Origin of the sequence: Candidatus Magnetobacterium casense, from assembly GCF_019173545.1 — a bacterium.
Lineage (GTDB): Bacteria > Nitrospirota > Thermodesulfovibrionia > Thermodesulfovibrionales > Magnetobacteriaceae > Magnetobacterium > Magnetobacterium cryptolimnobacter.
In genome coordinates this window covers 1-4,687 of the sequence record NZ_JABXWD010000287.1, presented here as the reverse complement: position 1 = coordinate 4,687, position 4,687 = coordinate 1, and the positions used below count along the sequence as shown (strand labels likewise).

Genomic DNA, 4,687 nt, shown 5'->3' with positions numbered 1-4,687 from the left:
GACAAGGGATGCCATCACATCGTTTATGGTCCTGGGGGTCTACGACAAGCGGGACGTGTTTTTGGACAGACTCAAGTACGCATATGGATTAAAAGAGTTAAAGATACTGAGGGGGACAAGTGTTATCAAACAGTTTGGAGAGTCTGTGGTAAAGGGACAGTCGTTGTCTGCGCTGGAGTCTGAGGCACTGCAGAAAGGGGAGCAAAGAGACGATCTGAAGGATAGTTTATTTGCCACGGAAGTCGAGTATGCCCTGGTGATACCCTATAAGGCGGTATCGGACCAGAAGGCCAGGTGTATCACCTGTCATCAGGCAATAGAGGGTGAACTGCTCGGCGCCATATCCCTGGTAATGGACTTGTCAAAGCAGAAACAACAGGGGATATTTTCCATGTATTATATGGTTACCATATCGCTGATCTTTTCGCTCGGAACGTTGTACCTGATCTACGTCTTTTTTAAGCCGTACACGGAACTGTTTCAGCGTCTCAGGAGTGGCTTTCAGCGGGCACAGTACGGTGACTTCAGTGAATCCATTGACGTCCCGCTGAGGGATGAGGCCGGCGATGTGGCAGATGGCTTTAACCACATGAGCGCCAACCTCTCACAGACGCTCTCCGCCATAAGCAGCAGGGTATCGCTGCTGATAGGCTATGAGGTATCAAAAAGCGGCAATGCCATAACGGATACGGTAAACACGGTTGACAGCCTTGTCAAGGTATACTACTTCAAGCGGACAATTGAAAAGGACACCAGTAAGTTTGACATATTTCTAAGGTTTCAGCAGATACTCACAGAGATGGACATTACAACGTTCTGTATCTACGAAATCGATAACGAGCATGATGTAATGTCAATCCTCTCTGCCGAGGGTCTCTCACAGGGGCTTCCCGGTACCGGAGACTCTCAGGACTGGAATTGTTATTGCAACGAAGAAATATTGACCAACACCAATGAGTGCAGGGCAAAGAGGACGGGCGGTATCGTGGACTCGGGGGAGTTTACATCCATATGTCTGAGCTTTACGCCGCCGCTGATCATAGGCAACGTCAGGCCGTGTCACTACTGCATTCCGCTGTATGTGGGCGGACGGGTTGGTTATGTCATCCAGTTGATCTACCCTGTCGGGGATTCCGGGCGTTTGCACTCCGTGATCCCCTACGTCAAGAGCTACCTGCAGGAAGGGGAGTCGGTCATCGAGGCAAAGACGTTCATGGAGTTACTGCGGGAGCAATCGTTGGTTGACCAGTTGACAAAGCTCTACAACAGGAGATATATCCAGGAGACAGGCCCTAAGTTCAGTGCCCAGGCGCTCAGGAGAAAGACAAACCTGGGCATCCTGATGCTTGACATAGACCACTTCAAGCAGGTCAACGACACCTTTGGCCATGACGCGGGCGATATCGTCCTAAGGACAGTTGCCGGATTGATAAAAGATGCTGTGCGGGAGTCCGACATCGTGGTGCGCTACGGCGGCGAGGAGATTCTGGTCATCCTGGTTGACGTCTCCGGCACGGGGGCGCTGGATGTGGCTGAAAAAATACGCAAAACGGTAGAACACACCGCCGTTGAACACCCATCGGGCGTGCTGAAAAAGACCGTAAGCATCGGTATAAGCGAATTCCCTACACACGCGGATAACTTCTGGCAGTGCGTCAAATACGCCGACGTTGCCATGTACAAGGCAAAGGCCGATGGCCGCAACAGGGCATACGTCTTCTCCAGGGACATGTTGGAGGATACAAAGTAACGTTGCTCTTTATATTTCATGGTAAAAGAAAAAAGGAGGGCGGCTCCGCCCCCTCCTCAGACCTCCCCTGCAAGGGGGCCAGCCCCCTTGACCCCATTTTACCATGCTTTTTTAAGAGGATACAAAGTAACGTTGCTCTGGCGTAAAGAAGAGGGAGCGACTCTGTTCCCATCTGATTTTATGCACATAAAGATATGAACATGTGTTAGAATAAACTATGAGATTTGTTGACGTAAAAAGTGATATAGCCTTTAAGAAGATATTTGGCAACGAACGCAAGAAAGAGATACTGGTATCTTTTTTAAACGCCGTGCTGGACCTCCGTGGGGATAGAGAGATCGGTGACATAGAGATACTTAATCCCTATCAGATGCCCAAGATGGAGGGCCTTAAAGAAACTATACTGGATATCAAGGCGGTAGACAAGAGCGGCGTAACGTTTATAGTGGAGATACAGGTACAAAAGCAAAAGGGATTTGAAAAACGGGTGCTTTATTATACGAGTAAGGCATATATTGCCCAGTTGGGTAAGGGAGATGACTATCATGTACTTAATCAGGTGATATATATAGGTATCGTGGATTTTAAGATATTCAATGGCGATAATTATTTAACAAGGCATATGATACTAAACACGGATACGCTTAATCAGGAGTTGAAAGACTTTGAGTTCAATTTTATAGAGCTGCCCAAGTTCACAAAGACAGAGGATGAGGTAGATAGCATCGTAGAGAAGTGGGTATATTTCATCAAGAATGCGTATTCACTGGAGATGGTGCCTAAAAGTGCCGATTTTGTTGAGATAAAGGAGGCCTATGAGATAGCAAATGAGGGTACCTGGAGCAAGAAAGAATTTGAAGTGTATGAATATTGGCAGATGAGATTACAGGATGAAAGGGGTGCGCTTGAAAATTCGTTTGACGAAGGCAAGATCGAAGGCAGGATCGAAGGCAGACTCGAGGGCATTGTAGAGGGCCAACGTACAGGGTTGATAGAGGGAATAGAAGGGATGCTTGAGATCAAGTACGCAGATGAGGCAACCGCACTTATGGACAGAGTCAGAACCCTTGAGAGCATAGAGCAATTGCAGGCATTTAAGGCGCTGCTACGGAAGTCTGCCTCCGTGGATGACCTGTGGATATACCTCAGAGGAGCCTAAGGCTTAACCGGCTGTGATTTTTGCCGTTACAGCAATCCAGCATGGTATCCTCTAAAAAAAGCATGGTAAAATGGGGTCAAGGGGTCAGCGACCCCCGGCTCAGTGGGGGGCTGGCCCCCTTGCAGGGGAGGTCTGAGGAGTAACGCTGTTGACTTAAGCATAAAGATGTCTGAACCACGATTTAACGGATTAAGAGATTATCAGGATTATGTTAAGAAGGTTTCGTGTTTTTTTCCTGTAAATCCTTTAATCTGTGCAATCCTGGTTCAGACAGTCACTATGTTTCCTTAAGTCAACAGCATTAGGTCTGAGGAGGGGGCGGAGGGGGTGAGGCACCCCTGCCGTAAACCGCCCTCCTTCTTTCTTTTACCATGCAATATAAAGAGGATACGATAACTCGAACCCTATAATCTGGAACTTCCGTTGCAATGTGGAATTGGCTCGGAGGATTGCTCAGGAGCAAGGCCTGGAAAGCGACGGCCTCAAGACCGGGCCGCTTTGGCCTTTGCGGTGTACTCGGCGGACTTTTGAGGATCACCTGTGTGACTATATACGTAGGCGAGGTTGTTGTAAGTCGTCGCCACATCCGGATGTCTTTCGCCATAGACTTTCAGCCTGATATCAAGTGATTTTTCGTAAAACGCAATCGCCTGCCTTTGATCTCCTAACTTCCACAATGACGTAGCATACGTATTAAGGAAAAGACTGACCGCTATATCTTTCGCTGCCTTGGCCTCATCCACCACCGCATCTGAGACCCTTACGGCGACCTTTTCCATAATCGCCCGACCCTGCCGATATAAGACCATCCGGTCAAAGTAATCCCCCAACGCACGCGCATGAGGACACGCACCACGGATGTTACCCACCTCAAGGGCGTGACAAACGGCCTCCTCCAGGTACTTGTAATTGGGTGCCGTGGCTTTTGCAATCCAACCGTCATACCACTGATACGCCAGCCCGTGCATCTCAAACCGTTCCGCAGCCGTCAACTTGCCCCACATGCTTGCTCGTATAACGGGCGTCACCCAGTACACAAACTCACCACGACTCAAGTCTTCACGCTCAACCAACGTCAGGTCAACGCCTGTGGCCAGGAACCCATCACCGCCAAAGTCCTCAAGGGCCGTCGCATCAACAGGCTCCCCGTACACCGCCGCCTTCTGAATGAACTTGTGGAACCCCTCACCCTCTGTCTGTGCGATCACATCTGCAAGATAATCGTGGATGAACTCATCCTGCTTGCCCCGCAGCCTCGCCTCAAGGACGGCCAGGTCGTACTTGCCCTCGTCCCTGGCGATGACGTTTAACCACTCCAGCAGCCGGGGATTGCCGCCGCCGTATTTGAGATACAACGCAGCGTGCTCGCTCTGTGCGATAGATTCAAGCTCTCGTATCTTCTTGCCCAAATCGGCGCCATAAAAGGACATGAGCGCAATGTCATAGAGTTTCTTATCTGGCAGGTTTTCACCGCCAAGTTCAAGGATGAATGGATACCGGCTCGATATGACAACGTTGCTCCTGCCCTCAGTCCAGTCAACCGCCTCAAGAAAGAGACGGATGACTTCAATGGCATCAGCCTTTAAATAATGTTCATTGCCGTAACGATCAAGGTTCTGCTCAAAGTCATCAAAATATATTATCGTTGGAGTCTCATTTTTAAAAACATTGCGAAAGAGGGCTTCTATCTTTTCCTCATACGCATCATCCGACTTTAGAATCGCTAACCCCTCCTTGTTGCCCAATCTCTTAAGCAACCCCCTGAGTTTCACGATCAC

At 49.2% G+C, this 4,687-nt stretch carries 3 protein-coding genes; 2 read left to right on the top strand and 1 reads right to left on the bottom strand.

What is annotated here, in order from left to right; genetic code table 11:
- Positions 1-1,750: sensor domain-containing diguanylate cyclase (locus HWQ67_RS13435; protein WP_218253201.1), on the top strand; the 1,750-nt coding region annotated here is incomplete at its 5' end.
- A 217-nt stretch (positions 1,751-1,967) separates the two neighbouring features.
- Entirely contained in the window at positions 1,968-2,909 is a 942-nt protein-coding gene (locus HWQ67_RS13430; RefSeq protein WP_218253200.1) for an Rpn family recombination-promoting nuclease/putative transposase, read from the top strand.
- A 482-nt stretch (positions 2,910-3,391) separates the two neighbouring features.
- Here HWQ67_RS13430 and HWQ67_RS13425 read toward each other — a convergent pair.
- Positions 3,392-4,687, bottom strand: a 1,296-nt coding sequence (locus HWQ67_RS13425) for a tetratricopeptide repeat protein (RefSeq protein ID WP_218253199.1), incomplete at its 5' end; no start/stop codon positions are given.